14 protein-coding genes are annotated in these 22,935 nt (G+C 45.8%); 11 read left to right on the forward strand and 3 right to left on the reverse strand.

Going from position 1 to position 22,935, the window contains the following annotated elements; genetic code table 11:
• Window positions 1-88: 88 nt before the first annotated feature.
• Window positions 89-1,258 carry an ROK family protein gene (locus ACRRU2_RS23050; RefSeq protein ID WP_432505310.1) on the reverse strand — a complete coding sequence of 390 codons (1,170 nt, stop codon included), beginning with the start codon at window positions 1,256-1,258 and terminating at the stop codon, window positions 89-91.
• Between the two features lie 318 nt (window positions 1,259-1,576).
• Between ACRRU2_RS23050 and ACRRU2_RS23055 the strand changes: the two genes are divergently transcribed.
• The 3 genes from ACRRU2_RS23055 to ACRRU2_RS23065 all read left to right on the forward strand — a co-directional run bounded on the left by ACRRU2_RS23055 (window position 1,577) and on the right by ACRRU2_RS23065 (window position 4,078).
• On the forward strand, window positions 1,577-2,233 hold the full coding sequence (locus ACRRU2_RS23055) for a chromate transporter (protein WP_432505312.1): 657 nt from the start codon (window positions 1,577-1,579) through the stop codon (window positions 2,231-2,233).
• A gap of 12 nt (window positions 2,234-2,245) precedes the next feature.
• Window positions 2,246-2,779: a chromate transporter gene (locus ACRRU2_RS23060; RefSeq protein WP_432505314.1), complete on the forward strand. Its 534-nt coding sequence runs from the start codon at window positions 2,246-2,248 to the stop codon at window positions 2,777-2,779.
• 363 nt (window positions 2,780-3,142) lie between these two features.
• Window positions 3,143-4,078, forward strand: coding sequence for a formylglycine-generating enzyme family protein (locus ACRRU2_RS23065; RefSeq protein ID WP_432505353.1), 936 nt, complete (start codon window positions 3,143-3,145; stop codon window positions 4,076-4,078).
• 258 nt (window positions 4,079-4,336) lie between these two features.
• On the opposite strand, the gene ACRRU2_RS23070 is transcribed toward ACRRU2_RS23065, so the two are convergent.
• On the reverse strand, window positions 4,337-5,851 hold the full coding sequence (locus ACRRU2_RS23070; protein ID WP_432505316.1) for a diguanylate cyclase domain-containing protein: 1,515 nt from the start codon (window positions 5,849-5,851) through the stop codon (window positions 4,337-4,339).
• 172 nt (window positions 5,852-6,023) lie between these two features.
• Between ACRRU2_RS23070 and ACRRU2_RS23075 the strand changes: the two genes are divergently transcribed.
• From ACRRU2_RS23075 to ACRRU2_RS23090, 4 genes are all read left to right on the forward strand, one after another.
• On the forward strand, window positions 6,024-11,081 hold the full coding sequence (locus tag ACRRU2_RS23075; protein ID WP_432505318.1) for an AAA family ATPase: 5,058 nt from the start codon (window positions 6,024-6,026) through the stop codon (window positions 11,079-11,081).
• 22 nt (window positions 11,082-11,103) lie between these two features.
• On the forward strand, window positions 11,104-11,745 hold the full coding sequence (locus ACRRU2_RS23080) for a response regulator transcription factor (RefSeq protein ID WP_331700691.1): 642 nt from the start codon (window positions 11,104-11,106) through the stop codon (window positions 11,743-11,745).
• Window positions 11,746-11,773: 28 nt separating this feature from the next.
• The gene (locus ACRRU2_RS23085; protein ID WP_331700724.1) at window positions 11,774-12,553 is read left to right on the forward strand and encodes an SDR family NAD(P)-dependent oxidoreductase; all 780 of its coding nucleotides are present in this window, start codon (window positions 11,774-11,776) and stop codon (window positions 12,551-12,553) included.
• Window positions 12,554-12,801: 248 nt separating this feature from the next.
• Window positions 12,802-13,989, forward strand: coding sequence for an anhydro-N-acetylmuramic acid kinase (locus tag ACRRU2_RS23090; RefSeq protein WP_432505320.1), 1,188 nt, complete (start codon window positions 12,802-12,804; stop codon window positions 13,987-13,989).
• A 418-nt stretch (window positions 13,990-14,407) separates the two neighbouring features.
• Here ACRRU2_RS23090 and ACRRU2_RS23095 read toward each other — a convergent pair whose 3' ends face one another.
• Window positions 14,408-15,166 carry a type II toxin-antitoxin system prevent-host-death family antitoxin gene (locus ACRRU2_RS23095; protein WP_432505322.1) on the reverse strand — a complete coding sequence of 253 codons (759 nt, stop codon included), beginning with the start codon at window positions 15,164-15,166 and terminating at the stop codon, window positions 14,408-14,410.
• 306 nt (window positions 15,167-15,472) lie between these two features.
• Here ACRRU2_RS23095 and ACRRU2_RS23100 point away from each other — a divergent pair, with 306 nt between their 5' ends.
• From ACRRU2_RS23100 to ACRRU2_RS23115, 4 genes are read left to right on the forward strand one after another with little or no spacing between them, the layout of a single operon-like run.
• Window positions 15,473-17,233: a CHASE2 domain-containing protein gene (locus ACRRU2_RS23100; protein WP_432505324.1), complete on the forward strand. Its 1,761-nt coding sequence runs from the start codon at window positions 15,473-15,475 to the stop codon at window positions 17,231-17,233.
• A complete protein-coding gene (locus ACRRU2_RS23105) occupies window positions 17,230-19,539 on the forward strand; it encodes a FecR family protein (protein WP_432505326.1) in 2,310 nt (769 codons plus the stop codon). The genes ACRRU2_RS23100 and ACRRU2_RS23105 overlap by 4 nt, the downstream gene beginning before the upstream one ends.
• Before the next feature lie 23 nt (window positions 19,540-19,562).
• Complete coding sequence (locus ACRRU2_RS23110; protein ID WP_432505328.1) at window positions 19,563-21,038, forward strand: stalk domain-containing protein; 1,476 nt, start codon at window positions 19,563-19,565, stop codon at window positions 21,036-21,038.
• Window positions 21,039-21,076: 38 nt separating this feature from the next.
• Window positions 21,077-22,930 (forward strand): patatin-like phospholipase family protein, encoded by a 1,854-nt coding sequence (locus tag ACRRU2_RS23115; RefSeq protein ID WP_432505330.1) that lies wholly within the window; start codon window positions 21,077-21,079, stop codon window positions 22,928-22,930.
• The last annotated feature ends 5 nt before the right edge of the window (window positions 22,931-22,935 follow it).

Genomic DNA, 22,935 nt, shown 5'->3' on the forward strand with positions numbered 1-22,935 from the left:
CAGCACTTTTAGCAGCAGCTAAAAGTGCTTTTTGCATTTTAATTAGGCACTTGTACAATGAACACGCAACAAACATGGCTCAATCCTATTACAAATTGAGCAGTTCGTAAACCATCGTAGCCGCGCCTGTAGCGACGACTTTTTCTCCAAGCTGGCCTCTTGAAAATACGGGATGGTAGTTTGGTGAGGCATAGATGTTTTTTTGTGCGCTTGCAATGGCGGTTTGGAAAAACAACTCGCTGTAATGGCTCAGCGGACCGCCGACAATTATTTTTTCCGGGTGCAAAATATTAATTAGATTAGCAAGTCCAACGCCTAAATAGGCAGCGGCCTGTTCAAATAATTGCACGGCATACGGCGTTTGCTCGTGCAGCTCCTGCAGCAGCAGCTGGAAGTCGATTTGTTCGGGCGACACCTCTCTGCTCAGCGGATTGCGACCCAGCTTTACCTGAGTTCTGGCTTCCTTTTCCATCGCCTGTATAGAGGCATAAGCTTCCAGTACGCCATAATTGCTCTTTGCATGCAGCCGAGTGCCGTCCGTTTGAATAATCATCTGGCCAAAGGCATCCTCAACGTCTACAGCTCCATAAACGAGCTGGCCGCCTGACATCATGGCGGAGCGAAGGCCAATACCGACATGTACATAGAGCATATGTTTGATCTCGTTGCTGCGATCGTGCCAGTACTCGCCCAGCAATGCGGTATTGGCGCCATTATCGAGAGCGGCAGCAAGCTGCAGCTTTTGTTCGATCAGCTCTCGCAGCGGCACATTCGTCCAGCCCGGCGCATGAAAATACTGTGGATTAATAATTGTGCCGCTCATTCTTTCCAGAGGTCCCACTGCTCCGATGCCGATGCCGAGCAGCTTGCCAGGTGCGATGCGATGCTTGTCTTTGAAGTGCGTAACTGCCTGCTCCAATGAAGCGACCAGACGTTCAGGCGTCATCTCCTGATTCATCGTCCATGTTACAAAATCAATCGGTTCAAGCTTCATATTGAACAAGCCTAAAATGGAATATGTACGGGAAATATCAAGGCCAAGCAAATAGCCGTACTGAGCGTTAACCTGATATAAAATAGGCTTTCTGCCGCCGGTAGATTGTCCGAGACCGCAATCTTCAATCAGATTTTCGGTAATCAAATCCTCAAGCAAGCGTGTAAGCGCGCTGCTGTTCATTTGAAAAAGCTGAAGCAAGTCCGCTTTGGATACAATATTATGCTGGGCCATATATTTGAAAATCGTTTTTTTTATGGACATAGCTGAATGATTCAACCTCATTTCCACAAGTATTGGCGTAAAATTATTGTTAGCCGTTGCTCCAGGTGGTAATCCTAGTATAGCTGGAGTGTTTGGACATTTCTATAAATGCCATTTCCATCATAGCTTAATTTCTATATAATATAAAGTTATAAATTATAAAGTTGAAAATCCGTAATAATTAAATTAAATGTTAGGGATTCACATTAAAAAACAAAATTTTTATCCAATTCACTCTAACTTGTTCTCAAATTGAAATTAAGTGCTATAATTATTATAGCTAACTTATGTATGGACAGATCGGATTGGAGGAGCAAAATGAAGGATAAAATATCAATGGTCATACAGCTGTTTTGGCTGTTTATGAAAATAGGTCCCGTTACGTTTGGCGGAGGCTATGCGATGATGGCGCTAGTGGAAAGGGAAGTCGTAACGAAGCGCAGCTGGCTTAATGAGCGGGAAATAAGTGATTTATTTTCAGTCGCCGGTTCAGCGCCGGGCGGTGTAGCTGTCAATGTAGCAGCATTTATCGGATACAGGCTGGCAGGTGCGTTAGGAGCTACAGCTGCTGTAATCGGTATAGCATTACCGACCTTTGCCATTGTGCTTGCGCTTAGCTTGAGCTATTCCGCAATTGAAGGCCACCCGCTGGTGGAATCCGCGTTGAAGGGCATTCATGCAGCGATTATTGGTTTAATCGCTGTTGCAGCTCATCGTATGATGAAGTCAGCTTTATTTGACAAGACGACGGTAGCAGTAAGTTTGGCGGCGCTTGTGCTGCTTATTATATTTCACTTGAATCCGATTTATATTATTCTTTGCGGTCTTGTTATCGGTATTATTATTGTAAATGTGAAAAAAAAGCTGGGGATTCCTGTTCAGACTGAAAAACCATCCGGAGCTGCTAAAAAGGAAAAAGCCGCTTCTTTAAACACAAAGACAGATGAGCAGTCAAAAGCAAAGATTCAAGTGTAGGGGGAAGATATTATGCTTTGGGAATTATTTATAGTATTTCTGAAAATCGGTTTTTTATCCTTTGGCGGAGGTTATGCCGTTATACCTTTAGTACAGTTTGAAGCGATAAACAAGGGCTGGATGAGCAGCACGCAGTTTCAGGAAATTGTTACGATTTCCGGCTCGGCTCCAGGTCCAATCGCGACAAACAGCGCAACGCTGATCGGATATCATACCGCGGGACTTCCTGGCGCTATTATCGCAACGGCGGGCATTGTGCTTCCTTCGCTTATTGTCGTCATCGTTCTTGCAAGCTTCCTGTTTCGCAATAATGAGAGCAGCTGGCTTAAAGCATCCTTTTACGGCTTGAGGCCGGTAGTGACAGGACTTATTATTTATGCAGGGCTGCATTTTGGCTTTCTTGGAAGCGAAGAGCCCTTTTTTGCATGGGCAACAGTAGGCACTATTATATTATGTGCAGCAGGATTTATAGCTGTATCCAAGTATAAGCTGCATCCATTGCTCGTGATTATTGCATCGGCGGGTGTGGGAATGATTATTTTTTAAATGATAAGCGTTTATAAGTTTTCACAATAAACTTGTTCTTATCATTCATCGGTAAACGCGCCTGTCCAAAGGACGGCGGAGCCGTTTATCCTTGAAAATATAATTAAATGAGCTTAAGCATAGGAAGGGACGGATTAAGCAATGGAGCAAAAACAAGTGCAGCAGCAGCAACAGCAGTTGCAAAAATTACAGCAGCAGGCTGAAAACTTGCAGCAGCAAGAGCAGACGCAAAAAATACAACAGGCTGAAGGCTTGCAGCAAGAGCAGCAAGTGCCTGTCGGGAACAAGCGTACGATATCGAGCAAGCTGATTGTTAAGCAGAGCGCAGACAAGCCAGCCTGCTGCAGTGCAAGCAGAAATGAAATGAAGGCTGATCAAGAAACGGAAGTAGCTGGACAAGCCAATGCTGAGCCTGTCATGCATGCAAGCCGTACAGCAGGGAATACTGCAGACATGGTTTATTTGCAGGGCGGCGAGTTTTTGATGGGAACAAATGATGCAGAAGGCTTTCCTGCTGATGGAGAAGGACCGATCAGGTCGGTAACGGTTGATCCTTTTTATATAGATCCCTATGCAGTTACTAATGAGCAGTTCGCAGCTTTTATTAAAGAGACCGGCTATAAGACTGACGCTGAAAAATTCGGCTGGTCTTATGTTTTCCACCTTCTTTTGTCTGAGGAAGAGTATAAAAAAGTACAAAATGTTCCACAACAGACGCCCTGGTGGTGTGTGGTGGAAGGGGCTGACTGGAATCATCCCGAAGGCCCAGATTCACATATAGAGGATCGCATGAATCACCCTGTCATTCATGTGTCATGGAATGATGCATATTCTTACTGCGAGTGGGCCGGCAAGCGGCTGCCTACAGAAGCGGAGTGGGAGTATGCGGCTAGAGGCGGGCTGGTTGGCCGCAGATATCCGTGGGGCGATGAGCTGAAACAAGACGGTGAGCATCACTGCAATATATGGCAAGGCAAGTTTCCGATCAAAAATCATGCCAGCGACGGCTATATAGGTACTGCTCCGGTAGATGCTTACAAGCCGAATGGCTATGGCTTATACAATATGTCGGGCAATGTATGGGAATGGTGTGCAGATTGGTTTGATCCAAGAAGCTACCAGCTTGACAGCTGTATAAACCCAAAAGGGCCGCGATCAGGCGCTCAACGCTCCATGCGTGGAGGCTCCTATTTATGCCACAAGTCCTACTGCAATCGTTATAGAGTAGCAGCCAGAAGTAAAAATACGCCTGACAGCTCTACAGGGAATATTGGATTCCGTTGTGTGAAATCTGTTTAGCAATCCGTCAAAACGTTCTCCTAATAGCAGTTACATTCAGACTGCTATTTGAGAGGGCGTTTTTGTATTTTATCGGTAAACGCTTCTTTCAAAGAATGGCGAAGGAGTCTCCCTTATTTTGTCATATGACAAAAAAGGTGACTGTATTCACTACAGAAATACAATAACTAACTATATACTTATGAAAACAGCGCAAGCAATCGTTATCAAATAAAACCGGTCGCTCGAGCAAGCGACCGGCTAATAAGTTTAAAAAAGCTACGCTCTGCGAGCTTTCTTTCTATCGTACATATTGTTGTCAGCAATATTGATTAGCGCTTGGCCATCAATAGCATCTTCAGGAAAGAAGCTTATGCCGATGCTCATGCCGAGCGAGCTCAGGCCATATTTGGCTTGGCTGCTGACGAACTGGTCGTGCATGTGCTTGGCCAGCAGCTCTATTTCTTTATTGCCCGTAAAATTTTCTATAAAAAGAATAAACTCATCGCCGCCCATTCTGGCTGCAGTCCCCTTATGTTGTACAGCATCTTTAATAATTGCCGCTGTTGCTTGTAAAGCTTCATCACCTGCAAGGTGGCCGAAGTTGTCATTGAGCAGCTTGATGCGATCAAGATCAATCAGCATTAACGCAATCCTGGATTTATTTTGTTTGGCGCGCAAAATAGCTTCATCCAGCTTTTCATAAAAAAAGCGGCGGTTAGGCAAGCGTGTCAGCGGATCGTGATAAGCCAAAAATATAATTTCCTCCTGGTACTGCTTCTGAACACTAATGTCGCGAAGGATAAAAAGAATATGCTGTTCATTGTCTACCCATACATAGTCAGCGTTGACAAGGATTGCGATCCGCTTTTCTTGGTAACTTATCTCGGTTTCATATTCATGAATGACCTGTTTATTACTAATTTTTTCTTTTAAATGGTCATCCAGAAGTGAGATGAATTGGGACTGCGTGATTTGCAGCATCGCTAATAACTGCTCAGCCTTAGGATTCGCATTTTTTATCATGCCTTTGAAATCCATTAGCATAATAGAGTCGGGATTCATATTAAATAGCTTCTCGTAACGCTTATCATATAAGTTCAAAAAATCGTATTTTTTCATCGTATGGCGTAGGAAGTAGCACCAAACCATGCCGCTGTATAAATAAGGATATGGCGGAAGCATGTCGCCATAATTGATATACCCGAAAATTACATGCCATAATATAGCGACGGTTACACCAAAAATTAATTGCTTATAAATCGCTTTCTGCTCGGGCAGCGCAGATTTCTTTAGCGCAATAAATAGCGGTATGATATATAAAATGTTATTGCCGATACTTGCTGACATAGCAATATAATAACCAGAGTTGTATACAGGCAGGTTCCACATGCCGGATTGCACGAATTCCTGCGCAGATATAAGTCTGGCACCGGTTACAAGATTAATAATTACGAAAATGGCAGGCAAATAAAAAACATACGGGTAAAGCCAGCGCGGCATGCTCTTATCCAGGTGAGTGAATTTGATCAGAAAATGAAAGCCAATGCCGGGTATGAGCAAGCCGACGCTGCTCAGCCAAACGGCCGAAAGCATGGGGCTGTACTCAACCGATAGTTGATTTCTTATATATTCCTCTGAAAACAAAAGTAAATAGCAAATGCAAATGACGCTAAGTAGTATATGCTCTGTTTTTTTTCTATTGCGAAGCAGCACATCGGTCGCCATATAAATGAAAAAGAAAATTGGAATACCGTAGCAAATAAATAGCAGCAGAGCTTTTTCCAATGTCATATGTGCACACCTGTACTTTCTAATGAAGTGAAAAGGCAATTTCTATTTATTTTATACGAAACGAAGCCATTTGTATTTATACAAAAAATGAAATTTGGTAGGATTATAGAAAATATTATTTTCTAATCGTGTAAATAAAACTTAAGCGCGATCAAGAAGGCAGGTAACCGTCATGTTCCAGTATCCCGGCTATCGTGTATTAGAGGAAATAGAGTTTGATTCGGACATAACTATATATAGAATGGTCAGAATGGATGATGGCGCCGAAGTGTTGGCCAAAGTAGCTGCCAATTACAACTCCGGAGATTCCGTCATTGTTGCCTTCGAAAATGAATATGCTTGTCTTCTCCATCTGGCAGGCATAGGCGCTCCGAAGCCCTTGCAGCTGTATACCTCTGCGCAGAGGCCTGTCTTGCTGATGGATGATCCGGGCGGATTATCGCTTGCGCAGCTTATTCGCGAGAAAAGAACAGAAATGAAGCTTGATGAGCTATTAAAGGTGTCAATCGCGTTGGCAGATTGCTTAAGGCGTATTCATTTTGCGGGAATTAACCTTTATGGATTCCATACAAATTATTTTTGGGTCAGCCAGGATCTTAGCCAAGTATATGCAATGGATTTTAGAACTAGCGCGATCACAGCCGGAAAGACCGTGGATTGGCAATACACGGGTGCTGACCGGCTGCTGTCTTATATATCACCGGAACTTACGGGGAGAACGGATAACAAACCGGATTACCGCTCCGATATTTATTCAATCGGTATGATTTTATATGAATGGCTGGCGGGCGGTCTGCCTTTTGCTACGGATAATGTGCTTGATATGGTTTATTATCATTTGGCTGTAACGCCAGAGCCTGTACATACAACGAACAAAGCAATTCCGAGGATCGTATCGAGCATTGTGAGCAAATGCTTGGAAAAGATGCCGGATGCACGTTATAAAAGCGTATCGGGATTGCGCTCGGATTTGGAGGAGTGCTTGGTACAATTTCGTGTAATGGGAAGAATCAAGCCATTTGGATTGGCCAAGCATGATTTTGCCATCCCTGAGCTGCGGCTGAATGATTCTATGGTGCGTCTTGCGGAACGCAGCAAGCTGATAGCTGCGCTGGAACGGGCGGCAAGCGGAAGCACAGAAGCTGTCATGTTAAATGGCGATGCCGGTTCAGGGAAAAGCGCATTAGTAAGGGACATGCTGCGCAAGGCTGAGACAGGCAGGCGGTTAGTTATAAGATTAAAGCTGAGCTATAAAGAGGAAGCATGCGAGTCCTTCTATATATGGATAAAGCTGCTTACTCAGCTTGTTGATCAGCTACTCACGCTAAATCAAGAGCAGCTGGATATTTGGCGGTCTCCATTAATAGGCGCAGTACAAGGCAATGAAGAGGCTATTGCCAGGCTGATTCCCCGCATTGAGCTGATTATCGGCAAAACAGGCAGCGAGCAATGGGATGAGCAGAATAACAATAGCCTGCAGAATACGTTTACGAAGCTGTTACAGGTATTTGTAGACATACACGATATGATTATATTTTTTGTGCATGGGATACAGTGGGCGGATAAGGCCTCTCTGCAATTTTTGCAGCATGTGATAAGCGAGGCTGGCATTAAACGATTATTTATTGTCGGTGCATTTCAAATAGATCCATACGATGACAGCCGATCACAAGATTATGAGCGTATAAATCGAATAGAGCGCATTGACTTGCTGCCCTATTCTGAGCAGCAGCTGCAATTGCTGCTGGCAGATGCTTTAGCTTGCCATCCAGAGCAGCTGCATGAGCTGGTCCCGGCTATTGCTCACATAACAGAAGGCCATCCGCGCAAGCTTAAAAAATTGTTGACGGAGCTGGAGGAACAGCAGCTGCTTCAATATAATCAGCTTGCTGGAGTGTGGGACTGGGATATAGAAGCGATTCGTATGCTTCATGCAGCTGAGGCCGCTGATACGCAAAGGATATGGAGCGCGAAGCTGCAGCAATTGCCCGGGGAAACGGCTTTTATATTAAGCAGAGCGGCTTTTTTTGGCAACGGCTTTAAATTGGAATCACTTTCGGTAATAACGAAAAAGCCGATCAGCATGCTGCAGGAGTGGGCTGAGAATGCAGTGAGCAATCGCCTGCTTCTATGCGAGCATCAGATGGAAGAGCAGATATACAGCTTTTTGCAGGTGGAATTGCTGCAGGCGGCTTATGCTCTTGTGCCTGACAGTGAAGGCAGGGCTATTCATTTGCAAATCGGCATGCTGCTTGACGGGCAGCGGGCAGAAGGAAAGCCGATTGATTTGTTTGCTGTGCTTGACCATCTGGACAAAGGCGAAGGCGACGATGTATATAAGGATCCGCTTACTAAACGGCGTCTGGGCGAGCTTAATTTTGAGGCGGGAATGCATGCCAAAAAGAAGCAGTCCATTGAAGCGGCGCGGCCTTATTTGCGTAAAGCGACTGCGCTGCTTACCGATGATGGCTGGGAGCATTGCTATGCGATTACGTACCAGGCGTTCGTCGAAAGAGCTGAGGCTGAATACTGCTGCATGAATAATGGAGAAGCAGAACGATTGCTGCAGATTGTATTGCTGCATGCTGACAATGAGCTGGATATGGCTGGAGCTTACAGCCTGCTCATAAAACTTGCGCTGCAGCAGTGGAACTTGACCAAGGCGACGGAACTGGGCGGCAAAGCATTAAGCTTGCTTGGTTTTCCTATTACAGAAAAAACAAGTGCGGTAAACGGGCATTTGGGGTGGCTGCGAGTTAGCCGTAAGGCATTAAGATATGCGCAAATGCAATTCGACCCATTTCCAGTCATGACAGATCGGCGGATACAAGCAGTAATGGAGCTGCTTGCCGCAACCAGCTATGCATTTTTCGCAAAAAATGAAATACATTGGACACGCGCTATGCTCACAATGGTAGAGCTGACGATGGATTACGGCTTTGCCCTGGAGTCTGCTTATGGCTTCGCCGGCTTTGCCCTTTTGCTTGAAAAAAGAAACGGTAATCCTTCTGACATTTATTACTGGGGTAAGCTTGCCCTTGAAATCGTGCAAAATGAGGATCAATTAAAGCTTCATGTTTATTCGATTTTAACCTTATGCTACAACAGCTGGCGCAGCCTTGAGCCTGATTATTTACTTCAATTCAACGACATTTTGAAAGGATCGGCGGCTAGCTCTCCGGCAGCAGCTGCATGGCATTTGGAGCAAAGCATTTTGCTGAATTGCTTGTATCGGCTGCAGAGCGGCCATCTGGTAAGAGATACGTATTCTACGCTGCTTGCCAGCCTGCAGGCAATGCCAATGAATGAAAAATATATGGCCGGTACAGAAATCAAACAGTTTGCAAAGCTGTTATGCGAGCTGTCTGACTACCGCTTGCCTGAACAGCTATTCGGCGGGACTGACAGCAATGAGCTTGAGGACGGTTCCGTTCCTGACAGAAATCTCCCTTTTATAATTAGAGAACGGCTTCATTATTACGAGATGGTCGCTCGTTATATAAAGAGGGATTATGAGGGCGCCAGAGCGATATTAGCACAGAACAAAGCTTCATTTGAAAACAATAAATTGGGAACGATTGACGAAGCGTACTTTCATTTTTTTTATGTTCTAACGCTTAAGGAATTGTATAATCAGCACAGCAAGAAGGAACGCAGTGAAGACATGAAGCAAATTCGTTCTTCCATTAAAGCTGTTAAGCAAAAAGCAAACCGCAGCAGCGCGCTTTATTTTGCTAAATATTTATGTATGCAGGCTGTGCTAGCGGCGTTGCTGGGCAGGCATCGACAGGCTGAGCAACTATTCGAACTAGCGTTTATCGAAGCGACTAAGCATGAGCAGCTGTTTGATATTGCTGTCATTGCTGAAAGCTTTGCCCGTTATGGCATGACAAGCCAGAAGCATGGCCTGGTAAAGCTTTATATATACGAAGCCCATGATGCTTATTTGAGATGGGGGGCAACCAGAAAGGCCGCTTTTTTGGAGCAGGAGTTTGCCCATATATGGCATTTGCCAAAGCAAAACGCATTAGAGAAAATAGATTATGTATCGGTTATTTTGTCAGCGCAGGCGTTGTCAGGCGAAATAGAGATGGATAAGCTTCTGCAAGCTATCATGCATATCATGCTGCAAAATGCAGGAGCTGAGTATGGGGCGCTCGTAATTGAGCAGGAAGGCAGCTGGTCGATTGAAGCATCAGGCACGATTGATGCGCTTCAAATACGATCTATCGCGCTGTCTGAAGCCGGACAAATTGTTCCTGTCCCAATTATTGAGTATACAGCGAGAACGCTGGAGGAGCTGGTCATTCATGATGCAGCCAGCCATCATATATTTGAGCAGCTTGAATATGTAAAAAAGAAGCAGCTCAAATCAGTGCTTTGCCTGCCGATTATGCACCAGAGCAAGCTGGTTTGTGTGCTTTATTTGGAGAATGCTCTTTCAACCGGAGTGTTTAAGCAGGAAAGATTGAATGTATTGCGCTTGTTAAGCGCGCAAGGAGCGATTTCCTTGTCTAATGCCAAGCTTTACTCCAGCATCCAGTATTTGAAAAACAGCCTTGAGGATCAGGTAGTGCAGCGAACGCGCAGCTTGGAAAGATCGATGGAAACGACATCCGAGGCGCTGGCAGAGATGACGGTATATGCTGAACGAAACCGCATAGCGCAGGAAATTCATGATATTGTCGGCCATACGCTTACCTCTACGATTGTACAAATAGAAGCGGGCAAGCGCCTCATGCTTAAAGATAAAGAGGGAGCCTATGAACGCTTGCAGGAAGCGCAGGATTTGGTGCGTCACAGTCTTAGTGAAATCCGGCATTCCGTCCATATGCTGAAGGAAGATAAATATTATAATATGGAGGCAGTACTGCAGCAGCTTATAGCAGATACGATGCACAATACCGGCGTGACGATTGATGTGCGTATGGAGCCGCTGCCGCAGCTGCCCGCACTGCATAAAAAGTTAATTTATCATGCCTTGCAGGAAGGCTTGACGAATGGGATTCGCCACGGCGGCTGCAGCTCCTTTCAGTTTGTGCTTGAGAATGACGGCAGCACCGTTTCATTTATACTGACCGATAATGGTGTTGGAGCGGAAGAGATGGAGCTCGGTTTTGGGCTGAAAATGATGCATGACCGCGTCGAGCAGTTGAAGGGTGAGCTGAGCATTAATACGAAATTAAATGAAGGCTGTACGCTTCAGATTAAGCTGCCTTATATGTTTTAAGGCGCCGAGGAAGTGATAAAATATGATTAAAATTTTAGTCGTTGATGATCAAATGCTAACTAGAGAAGGACTGCGTACCATACTTGATTTGGAGGACGAATTTGAAGTTGTGGGCGTAGCCGGCAACGGTCAAGAGGCATGTGATTTAGTAGAATCACTCAAGCCCGATCTCGTTATGATGGATATACAGATGCCGGTTATGGATGGCATTACTGCGCTTAAGCATATTAAAAGCAAGTTTCCGCAAGTGTTTGTTTTAATATTGACGACGTTTTTAGAGGATCATTACATTGTTGACGGGATGGCTGGCGGCGCAAGCGGCTATATTTTGAAGGATTTGGACGCAGATAAAATGATTGCAGCTATTCATGATACGGTTCAAGGCAATTTTATTTTGCCTGCGCCGGTAGCAGCGAGGCTCGCCAGTAAGATTACGGATCTGTCGCAGCAAAATAAGCTGCCGGATTCCTCTGCAATTGTGCTGACGAGCCGTGAGCAGGAGCTTGCCAAGCTATTGCTCAAAGGCTACAGCAATCGTGAAATTTCTGCCGCTCTATATATTGCAGAAGGCACAGCTCGTAATTATATAAGTAATCTTTACAGCAAGCTGGAAGTGATCGACCGGGTACAAGCGATAGTCAAGCTGCAGCAGATTATGTCTTAGTATGATGAAGCATGTGGAGGGCTGTAATATGCAGGAGATTAACGATAATGGCTTGAGGGGCTGTTTATTCGATCAGAAAAAAGTGCTTATAACAGGTGCGGGAGCCGGCATCGGCCGTGCGCTTGCACTTGCTTACGGGGAGGCCGGGGCAACAGTTATTGCAGTCGACCGCAATCCGAGCCGTTTGGAGGAGACAGCCGAGCTGCTGAAGAGCAAGCAGGTGCAGCACGCCGTTTACGTTATTGATATAAGCAACCCGCAGCAAATAGAGCAGTTATTTTCACTCATAGAGGCTGCTTACGGAAAGCTTGATATTATGATCAACAATGCAGGCTTTGGCATTTGGAGCTCGCCTTATGATTTGACGGTGGAGCAGTGGGACGATGTGCTGCATACTAATTTAAGAGGCGCTTTTTTGTGCTCGCGCGAGGCGGCTAAGCTAATGCGGGGACAAGGAGGCGGAGCAATTATCAATATCGCTTCTACGAGAGCGGCGATGTCGGAGCCGAATTTTGAAGCGTATGCTGCTTCCAAGGGCGGCCTTGTTGCTCTTACTCATGCTCTTGCCGTATCGCTTGGACCAGATAAAATTACCGTAAATGCGATTAGTCCGGGCTGGATAGAAACGATCGATTACGGCGAGCTGCGCCCTGTTGATCACTTGCAGCATCCTTCCGGGCGGGTTGGCAAGCCGGAGGATATCGTTAAGGCATGCTTTTATTTGACCCAGCCTGATAATGATTTTGTGACGGGCGCTGATCTTGTTGTCGATGGAGGCATGACGAAAAAGATGATCTACGTGGAGTAGCTCAGACCATTTTATCCTTTACAGAGGTTAGTTCATCAAAAAAATTGGGCTACAACAGCGGTCGGAATCCCAAACTTGATCGTAGTAGCATCCCTTTCTATTGCTTATTGCCCTATCCACAATTAATCGACACCCTGAAAAAATATTTCTAAACACTATTATTATATTGAAATAAAAAATTGTTGCTTCTATAATAAATAATAGCTGGAAACGGTATAGAGGAAAACAATTGGAGAGGGTGTTTAGCAATGCTTCAGAGGTACAGCAACGAATCTTCAAAGCTCGTAGTCGGTCTAATGTCAGGCACTTCACTGGATGGGATTGATGCCGCAATCGTCCGGATAGAAGGGAGCGGCTATGACGCCAAAGCTGAGCTGGTCCATTTCTACAGTGCGGGATACGAGGACAGCTTGCGCCAGCAGCTGAAAACTTTATGTACGGTTGAACACTCAAATGTAGCATTAGTATGCGGCATGAATTTTTATATGGGCAATTTGTTTGCCGATGCGGCGCTTGCTGCTATTTCGGATGCAGGATTGTCCGTTCAAGATATTGACTTGATCAGCACGCATGGTCAAACGGTATGGCATATTCCTCAGGATGATCCTAATTCTATTTATTTGCAGCGCTCTACTTTGCAGATTGGCGACATATCGGTTATTGCGAAGAAGACGGGCATACCGGTAGTCGGCGATTTCCGCACAGCGGATATGGCAGTTGGCGGACAGGGAGCGCCGCTTGCTCCGTATGGGGATTTTGTGCTGTTCAGGCACCCTCAGCAAGCGAGGCTGCTGCAAAATATAGGCGGGATAGGCAATTGTGCTGTTATTCCAGCTGCTGCAGAGCCGAATCAGGTAACCGCTTTCGACACGGGCCCCGGCAATATGGTCATTGACCAGGTCGTATACCAGTTGACCAATGGCCAAAAAACCTATGATGTGAGCGGAGATTGGGCAGCCAGCGGAGAAGTGCATATGGGCTTGGTAAGCGAAATGATGCAGCATCCTTATTTCGCCATGAAGCCGCCGAAGTCAACAGGTCGCGAGCTGTTTGGCATTGGCTATGCCGCTGAATTTATTGCCAAAGCTCGCAGCTATAGCTTGAAGGATGCCGACATTGTGGCTACAGCAACAGCATTTACGGCGCATACGATAGCGGATTCCTGCAAGCAGCATGTGCTGCCGTTTACGAATATTGACCAAATTATTGTCAGCGGCGGCGGAGCGTTCAACAAAACGCTGCTGCGTATGCTTGGGGATCTGCTGCCTGAGCAGCAGGTGCTTACCGCCGATGAAGCAGGCGTCTCCTCCGATGCGAAGGAAGCTATTATATTTGCGCTGCTGGGCAATGATTTTATGTATGAGAAATGCAATAACATGCCATCTGCTACAGGAGCAAGCACCGCAACTGTAATGGGAAAGCTTGCTTTGCCTTGATTGGAATTTGCAGTAACAAACGGAGCTTGTTAAGGGAAAGAGTTCGCCTTTAGAAGACAATTTGCTTATGGAAGGCAGTTCGCTAGATTGGCGGCGCTGGGAGATATTCCTGCGCCGCCATTTTTGATTTTCAGCCAAATTTCGCTCTAACGGTTGCCCACGCCGCTATTTTAGCTTTTTTAGGCATTTAAATTTTGTAACGGTTGCCACGAGCGTTATTTCATCATTTTGCATAGAAAATAGTGATTTATACTTGATTAAGCTCCACTGCAACCGTTAGAAAATTTGATCCTCGATTTTCGCATGAATAGCGTCTGTTGCAACCGTTAGCTGGAGACTGTCGATTTTTGCTCCCTGTTTCCTCTTTCTCATTGCTTATCAATAGTTGCACACAATTAATCGACGCTCAGAAGTCGCCCTATGTTTCGAATATGTCATTGACTGCAATTTCAAGGCCTTCAAAAAAGCGGGATCGCAACACTTCATTTGACCGGTATGCAGCAAATTCTTCGATAGTAAAATCCTCAAAGCTATACACTAAAACGGAAAGCTTATCGGGATCGATGATCCAAAATTCCCTTACCCCTGATAACATAAATGTATTCAGCTTATCAATCATATCTTTGGAGCGGGTGCTTTTTGATAATATTTCGATACAAAGCGTTGGAGTGCCCATATATTTGTCTTTTTCATTCACTGCCATATCGTAATCACAAACAATGAGCAAGTCTGGCTGCATGACATCAGGTGTGTCCAGGTCTTTTTTAAAGAAATGTACATCAAAAGGAGCATAAAAAGCCTTACACTTCTTTCCTTTAAAATATGCCCGCAGATGAACATATAGATTTCCTGAAATATCCTGATGGAAGGTGCTAGGGGAAGCGAGCAGAATAATTTCGCCGTTGATATACTCCATCCGAAGCTCACTATTTTCGTAAATCTCCATAAACTCTTCATAAGAGACCTTCTTGCCGCTGTACTGATAGTCTTGTGCTCGTTCCTTCACTTTAAAATATCGTTCGATTTGAGAAATGTATGGCGTCAATCGTGCGAATTTATTTCCGTTCTTTGTGATGACAATTTCATTATCTTCTGCTGCATATTCTAAATACTTGCCCAGATTTGTTTTGAACTCAGTTGCTGTAATGATTTTTGTCGTATCTTTGATTTCAATCACCTCGTAACATTATTGTCCAAAGATCATACGATTAATATATCATATCGATCGACTAATGGCAAAATACCGCACGAGAGATGCTGTACTTGCCGTTCGATCACGTAGAAACGTGCGAACCTATCGAGAAATGTGCAGGCGCGGTATACCACAATAAGTCGACAGCCCCGATTAGTGCATTATCACATAATTAATGTAATTTTTTTGTCATAATTTGATGTCAATCTGATTAAAGGCTGTTAGAATAAAATAGAATACTGTCGTTGCTTGCGCTTACAATTGCCAAAAAGTGCATGGATAAGGGAGGAAATGCACATAAAACTAAAACATTTACATGCCATTATAACGTTGCTATTTGTAGTTCTGCTGCAGCAAAACGTGCTGTCAGCACTGGAACTGCGCATGCAAGACAAATGGCTGCAGCATACAAGGCCTATAGACACTCGTATATCTATATTGGCTATTGATGAGGAAAGCTTGCTTGAAATTGGGCAATGGCCTTGGGATCGAAGAGTCTACGCTCAGTTAATTGAATATTTATCGGAAGGAAATCCGGCTGTAATCGGACTTGATATTACCTTCCCGTTGCCATCGGATGATAGCGATGAGAATGAGGTATTTGTTAACGCTGTCCGGGAGGCGGGCAATGTAGTGTTAGCCCGTTATGGGGTGTTTGATGAGTATGCGCAGCGCGGCATGATTGAAGCGCTCGAGCTGTATGAGCCTTTCCCTGAGCTTAAGGAAGCGGCTGCAGCGCTTGGTCATTTGAATACGATTCCAGACAGTGACAGTGTGGTCCGCAAATCATTGCTCAGATTTGCCTATAATGGCGAGCAGATTGACAGCTTCTCCTGGGTTATTGCCAACAAATATATGGAGCATACAGGACAACGGATTGAGCAGGCGGATGTGCCTCTTGATCTTTTTGAACGCTTTCATATCGCTTATGCCGGCAAGCCTCAGCAATTTGAAGTAATTCCGTTCTCGATGGTGCTGCAGGGGGATGTGCCGGCTGACTATTTTGAAGATCGCATCGTTTTGGCAGGACCGTACACCGTTGGCATGAACGACGATTATTTAACCCCGCTGGACAGCAAGCAAAGCATGTTTGGAGTGGAGATCCACGCGAACATTATTCAATCTATTTTGGAGCAGTATTATAAAAAAGAGCTGGACTGGAAATGGGATGGGGCTATATTAATTGCCGTCGCGCTGATTGCTTATTGGCTATGCAGATTGCGGTCTGTAATCGGTTCCTTTGCAGCGCTTGCAGCGCTGGCGACAGCTATTTTATTTGCAAGCAGATGGATTTATGACAGCGGAACGATTGTATCGTCTGTTTATTTAATAGCCATGTTATTTACGTTCTTCATTGCTTCAGTAGCATATAATTACGTGGTTGAGCTGGCGGAGCGCAAACGAGTGACGCAAATATTTGGCAGATATGTCGCTCCGGAGGTTGTGGACCAGATTTTGAAAAATGGCGAGGAAGGCTTGAAGCTTGGCGGTAGCCGCAAGGAATTAACCGTACTATTTGTCGATATTCGCGGTTTTACGACTTTATCCGAGCGTGTGGAGCCTGAGGAAATTGTAGGCATCCTGAATGAGTACCTTGATTTGACAGCGAATTGTATTTTTAAATTTGGCGGCACGCTTGATAAATTTATCGGCGACGCGACGATGGCGATTTTTAATGCGCCGCTTCCGCTGGAGGATCATGCGATGCAAGCCGTCAGATCGGCATGGGCGATGAAGGAGGGCTCAGCAGAGCTGGAGAAAAAGCTGATGGAGCGCTTCGGAGAAGGGGTTAAATTCGGCATAGGCATACATACTGGACCGGCTGTTGTCGGCAACATCGGTTCCAAGACAAGAATGGATTTCACGGTAATCGGCGATACCGTCAATACAACGGCAAGGCTGGAAAGTTCGGCAAAGCCCGGGCAGATTATAGTAAGCAGCGCAGTATATGAGCTGGTTAAAGAGAGAGTAGATGCCGCATTCCTTGGCGAGATCCAAGTGAAGGGCAAGGAACAGAAGATTGCAATCTATGAATTGGAGGGAATAAAGTGAAGCTTAGCAGAGTGCTCGTTGCAGCTGTATTAATACTCTGCCTAATAGTCCCGCAAGCTATTTTTGCCAAGGACTATGCAAAGGTAGGAAAGGTACTGGAGCTTTCAGGCACCGTTCAAATGAAGAAGGGCGGCGGAGAGAAGCAGTTTTCCGTATTTAAAAATATGTCCTTTACGCAAGGCGATACGTTTACGACAGGACGCAAGAGCAGCCTTAAGCTGCAGGTTGACGATAACAAAGAGGTTACCGTTGCCGCAGATACAAAGCTTGTCATTAGCGAACTGCTCAGCAGCATAAAATCGGAGTCAGGCAAAACCACGCTGTCGCTAGTCGGCGGCAAAGTAAAGGTGAAGATTACTAAAAAGCTGGATGGCGATTCCCGCTTTAATGTAAAAACGCCAACAGCGATTATGGGTGTTATGGGAACGGAATTTTATGTCTATTATGATGGATTAGGAACATGGGTTGGCGTATTGGAAGGACAAGTGCGAATCGATCTTTCCAATCAAGAAGACGGGGAGCCGATCTTCGTTAATCCGGATGAAAGCTTCCATATGGATGATTCCGGCGCCTGGTCGGTGGAAAAACTGGACAAAATTCAAGAAGCCCGATTCTATGACGAGGAAGGCATGGCAGACGATGAAGAGGCAGAGAAGCATATTATCGTATATGATCCGCCGGTAAACCCTGGCAGTGGCAGTGGCGGAACCCCAGGCGGCGGCGCACCTTCTTTGATTTCTGTAGATAAGGTTTATGAAGGCAGCGATAAAGTCGATATCAAGTATAACGGCAATGGACAGACGCTGTCGCGGATAATGTTCGTGCAATATTTGGATGGCGGTTTTGGAGAAAAAGGGGTGTATGTGCTTCCCTCTACGATGTACGAAGTGGTAGATAGTCAAACTATACGACTGAACAATGAATACATAGAAAGGGTACAGCAGAATGGACAGGATGTGAAGCAGGAGCTGCTGCTCGAATTCAGTTCAGGGCATATATTAACGGTAGAGCAGCAGTATATTCAAATGCCTAGAATAGATTGGGAGCTTTTTCAAAATCAATTCCACAAGCGCTACAATGAGTCGAATCAAATTGTTATTCCATTTGATCAGCCGATAGAATGGAGCGATGAAATGGTTGATGGCGCGGCACATATTGAAATTGACGGGGACGGCTCGCCAATTAGCATTCCGTTTTCAGCAGTAGTAGGAGGAGCTAATTACGACCAGATCATCATTACACTCAGCGAGAAGCTGCCGTTGGATCAAGATTATTATGGGCTTACATTCACGGAAGGGGCGATTAAATCAAGAGGCACTGACAATATTCAGCGGGAACGATTGTTTGAGTCGCTTCCAGTCGTATGGTCAGCTTCAAGACAGATTATTTATTTAGATCAAGCTTCAGAGCTGGCAATTCCGATCTATCCTTATGGCCATACGGCAGATAACCTGTCCATTACACTAGATTATTTCCATGAGGATATATCGGGACCAATAACTATGGAACTTCATGAATCACAACATTATGATCGGCGCACTCTGACGGGAGACCTGTTTGAAATTGTGCTGAACAATACCCTTTTGACGGAGCTGGAATTCGCACAAAGCGCTAGTTTATCCATATATCTAAACGATGAAGACAAGGATAATAGCGTAGATCCGCTAAATATTGAGCTCGTTAAAACTTCAGCGCAATATTGGGAAAATGTAAATTCGTTGGGGAGCGGCGTAGCGGTACAGCTTTTTCCAGGTGTTAATGCCAATCCTCAATTGTTAAAGGATGGCATTTGGCTGGCCAGGGATGGGCGCATGCTTCAGCCTTTATATATGATCGGCTATACGTCTGGCATCAATGGCGGATCGCTGTATATAACAATTCCAGACGGATTAATCAGCACGGTGCCGCTGAAATTTAATGCCGGTATATTTAAAAATGAAGCCACAGGAGTACAATCGCCTGAGCTTTGGACGAATGCAAGCGGGGGACAATCAACACAAACAGGACCAGCCTCGTATATCTATAAGCTGCGTGATTTGCAGCAGCATGTTGTTTTGAATAATGCAGAGTCGATTGCAAGGCTGACCTATGGCGATGCGGAGGAAGCGGTCCCGAGTTCAGCGTATACAATTCAGACGAAGCCGGGACAGCCGGCTGAAGCGATAATTACATTGAAGAAAAGCTGGCTGGAGCAAGTCTTAGGCCAGTCAGGCAGTGCTGCAAGCTTGAACTTGAATATTTATATTTCAAATAGCGGTCAGCAGGAAGAAAAGGTAGTAACTCAAATATTTAATCGTGTAATATAGATGCGAGAAAAGGGGGTGCAAGTATGAGAGGACAACGATTTGGCGGGAAAGGATTTAAAGCTGCGCTGATTGCGCTGCTGCTTATGAGCAGCAGTGCAATCGGGGTTTCAGCTGCAGAAAGCGGCAGCAAGAAGGCTGTCAGCGAGCTTGCGGGCTCATGGCTGGAGCCAGCGGGAATATGGGCGGCAGGTGATGGCGGACTTATTGTAATCGACACAGCCAATCATACGATTGAGAAGCTTGCCTCTGACATGCAGCAAAGCTGGATGACAGGCGGACAGCTCGGAGTAGACCGCTATGGCCAGCCAATTGGCGGCTATGTGGATACAGGACTGGAGAAATCTATGTTTTTTCATCCGCGGGATATTGCGGTCGACAGTAAAGGAATTATCTATTTGAGCGATTTTAGTAACCACACGATTCGCAAAATTGTAGATGGCGTCGTGTATACGCATGCGGGAACTGGCCAGCAGGGCTATTTGGACGGCGAGAAAACAAAAGCGCAGTTCAATCATCCCAGCGGCATCGCGATAGATGCGCAGGATAATTTATATGTAGCGGATACGATGAACCATGTCATTCGCCTAGTTACGCCAGCAGGAGAAGTGTCAACCGTTGCCGGCAAGCAGGACAGCAGCGGAGGCTTGCTGAATGGCTCGGCCGGTATTGCCCGCTTTAATGAACCGGCTGATGTGGCGATCGGCGGCAATGGCAGCATTTATGTATCGGATAGCGGCAACCAGCTGATCAGGGAAATAGCGGATAATAAAGTCAGCACGTTTGCAGGAACTGTAACGCCAGCTGACGAATTAACAGAATACCGTGAAGGCGGTTACCGGAACGGTGCTCGTCAGCAGGCGGCCTTTAACTTTCCGAAGGGCTTGCACTACGAAAATGGCATTTTGTTTATCGCTGACAGCTTGAATCACAGAATCAGAGCGATTACAGCAGAAGGGCTTGTTGTGAATGTCGCCGGCCAAGGACTGCCAGGCGACCAGCTTGGAGCGATTGGAGAAGCGCAGTTCAATGTTCCAGCCGCAGTTGCATATGCAGACGGCAAGCTGTATGTGTCTGATTCTCATAACGGTAAGATTAAAGCAGTAGCGGTTGATTTGGAGCAGCTTGAGACGGTGAAAACAGAAGCAGATATTATCGATTCTATCCCGCTGGAGCAATCGCCGAAGCAGACACAGGTATGGTTTGATTATGACCGCATATCCTTTACTGACAGTGTGATTCCTTATGAAAGCAAGGGCAAGCAATTTGTGCCGGTTAGAGATCTGTTTGAGCAGTGGCAGGCGGATGTGCTGTGGCATAAAGAAACGTTTGAGGTAGAAATCGTGAAAAACGATTGGAGCGTGCGCTTTAAGCTTGGCGAGGAAAATGCACCTATTATTAATGGCAAGGGCTATGTGGAGTTAGCTTATTTGCAGCGTATATCCCAGCTTCGCACCATTGAGGTGAAGGAGCAAAATGCTATTATTTTAATGAGGGATTAAGATTAGTTCTTTAACAGGGTGAAAAGAGGTCGTTGCTAGTGAATAATGAGCAATATCCTTTGATTAATGCTCAAATTAAAGAAAAGCTGATAGCAGCCGGTATTGCCATCGAATTCTATCAGTATGACGCGGGCGAGCTGATTATGAAGAAGGGCACAATAAGCGATAAAGTGTTCATCATAACAACGGGCGAGGTACGTGTTTATATAGAACAGGAAGTGAAAATACAATTGGCCGTGCTGAAGCACGGTCAGTTTTTTGGAGAAATGTCTTGCTTGACCGGCGATACAGTCAGTGCCAATGTAGAGGCGATTGGCGAGGTTCAGGTCCATGCGATCGGCAGAGAAGGCTTGCTGCTATTAATGGATGAGCATTCGCAGTTCCGCATGCAAATGATTAATGCTATGGTCAAACGCATACAAAATTCCAATGCGCGTGTCGTTGAAGAGCATGAAAAAAGTGTGCTGGTTATAAAGCAGCAGGAAGGCCGGGATGAGGAGCGTTATGGCGATATTATAGGCGATAGCGAAGCGATCCGCCTGGTTATCGCTCAGGTTCATGCCGCAGCCTCGCATACGAAGCCTGTTGTTATATGCGGCGAGCCAGGCACGGGCAAAATGAATGTAGCGGCTAAGCTGCATTATTTGGCAGCGGAAGGGCTTTATCCGCTGTTAACGATCCAGCCGGATAAACTAAATCAATCGGAATGGGAAGCAACGCTGCGGGCGGCAAGAGGCGGATCATTAGTCATTTCCGATGCTGAAAAGCTGTCCCGCGAGTGGCTGCACGCGATAGACGGCACAGATGGAGAAACAAGAATTATTTTGCTTTCCAGCGTTCAGCTGCCGCTGCAGCGTGCACAGCTTATTGTAATACCGCCCCTGCGTGAGCGGGTTGAGGATATTCCGCTGCTGGCTAAGTATTTTGCTGTCCGTGAAGGGGCTGCCCATGCTGAATATGCCTTCTCGCAGGATGCGCTTCGCATGCTAAGCTTATTTCCGTACCTGCGAAATAATGTAGAAGAGCTGCAAGCAATTATTAAGGAAGCTTTTATTCGCAGCGAAGGCAGAATGATTACCAGCGGCCATTTGCGGTTTGGCAGAAGCCGGTCTGAAGGAGAACGGCCCAAGATAGGCCTTGCTCTGGGAAGCGGCTCGCTGCGAGGCTTAGCACATGTTGGCGTCCTGCGTGTATTGCAGCAAGAAAATATTCCGGTTGATTATATTGCCGGCACAAGCGTCGGTTCCTTTGTCGGCGGGGCGTTCGCCGCGGGCATGTCAGCGGATGATTGCGCTGCGGTAGTCGCCACAATGCGCTGGGGGCAGCTAGTAAGGCCCACCTTCCCCAAGCGCTCCTTTGTGCACAATACACCGATGGTAGATTTTATAGAAGGTCATTTGGGCAAGCGCAATATTGAAGATTTGCCAATTCCTTTCGCAGCGGTAGCTTCTGAGGTGGCTACGGGTGAGGCTCATATTATGACGCGCGGCTCGCTGGCTCATGCCATCAGCGCCAGTACAGCTATTCCAGCTGTTATGAGGCCTGTTCGATTTCAAAATAAAACATTGATCGACGGGGCTGTTGTCCACCCAGTCCCGGCAGCGCTTGTTAAAAGCATGGGAGCAGATATCGTTATTGCGGTAAATGTAAGCGCGGAATCATTTGCTAAAGGAACAACTCGGCATTTTATAGACTCTTTGATGAATACAATTGATATGATGAGTGCCAAAATGGTGCGGGAAGAGCTGCAGCTTGCAGATATCATATTGCGTCCCGATCTGGGCTTTCAGCAGATTGGCTTTAAGGATATGAATTTTTGCATTTCCGCAGGCGAGCAAGTAACACGCCAGTCTGTAGAGCAAGTCAGGCAGCTGTTGGATCAGACATCATAGTATAA

This window comes from Paenibacillus sp. GXUN7292, from assembly GCF_050864975.1.
Taxonomy (GTDB): Bacteria; Bacillota; Bacilli; order Paenibacillales; family Paenibacillaceae; genus Pristimantibacillus.

Bases quoted from the DNA above. Each gene is read 5' to 3' on its own strand.
- ACRRU2_RS23050 (WP_432505310.1), bottom strand. From the start codon at position 1,258: ATGTCCATAAAAAAAACGATTTTCAAATATATGGCCCAGCATAATATT.
- ACRRU2_RS23055 (WP_432505312.1), top strand. From the start codon at position 1,577: ATGAAGGATAAAATATCAATGGTCATACAGCTGTTTTGGCTGTTTATG.
- ACRRU2_RS23060 (WP_432505314.1), top strand. From the start codon at position 2,246: ATGCTTTGGGAATTATTTATAGTATTTCTGAAAATCGGTTTTTTATCC.
- ACRRU2_RS23065 (WP_432505353.1), top strand. From the start codon at position 3,143: ATGAAGGCTGATCAAGAAACGGAAGTAGCTGGACAAGCCAATGCTGAG.
- ACRRU2_RS23070 (WP_432505316.1), bottom strand. From the start codon at position 5,851: ATGACATTGGAAAAAGCTCTGCTGCTATTTATTTGCTACGGTATTCCA.
- ACRRU2_RS23075 (WP_432505318.1), top strand. From the start codon at position 6,024: ATGTTCCAGTATCCCGGCTATCGTGTATTAGAGGAAATAGAGTTTGAT.
- ACRRU2_RS23080 (WP_331700691.1), top strand. From the start codon at position 11,104: ATGATTAAAATTTTAGTCGTTGATGATCAAATGCTAACTAGAGAAGGA.
- ACRRU2_RS23085 (WP_331700724.1), top strand. From the start codon at position 11,774: ATGCAGGAGATTAACGATAATGGCTTGAGGGGCTGTTTATTCGATCAG.
- ACRRU2_RS23090 (WP_432505320.1), top strand. From the start codon at position 12,802: ATGCTTCAGAGGTACAGCAACGAATCTTCAAAGCTCGTAGTCGGTCTA.
- ACRRU2_RS23100 (WP_432505324.1), top strand. From the start codon at position 15,473: ATGCACATAAAACTAAAACATTTACATGCCATTATAACGTTGCTATTT.
- ACRRU2_RS23110 (WP_432505328.1), top strand. From the start codon at position 19,563: ATGAGAGGACAACGATTTGGCGGGAAAGGATTTAAAGCTGCGCTGATT.